Here is a 207-nt window from a genome sequence, read left to right on the forward strand (position 1 = left end):
CGGCACAGCTCGGCTCGGAAGGAGATCGGCGGATCATGGCGGTGGACGCGCTCGACACCCGGATCCTGCGCCTGCTGATCGAGCAGCCGCGCACCAGCGTCCGGGAGTACGCGCGCATCCTCGGCGTGGCACGCGGCACCCTCCAGGCCCGGCTGGACCGGCTGGAGCGCGACGGCGTGATCACCGGCACCGGCCCGACCCTCTCCC

At 73.9% G+C, this 207-nt stretch carries 1 protein-coding gene; it reads left to right on the forward strand.

Annotated features, from left to right (window positions below; translation table 11 throughout):
• Positions 1 to 35 precede the first annotated feature (35 nt).
• Positions 36 to 207 (forward strand): winged helix-turn-helix transcriptional regulator (locus tag G3I40_RS32665; RefSeq protein WP_164306224.1); only part of this gene is annotated, 172 nt, incomplete at its 3' end.

The sequence above is a fragment of the Streptomyces sp. SID14478 genome (assembly GCF_010548525.1).
Classification (GTDB): domain Bacteria; phylum Actinomycetota; class Actinomycetes; order Streptomycetales; family Streptomycetaceae; genus Streptomyces.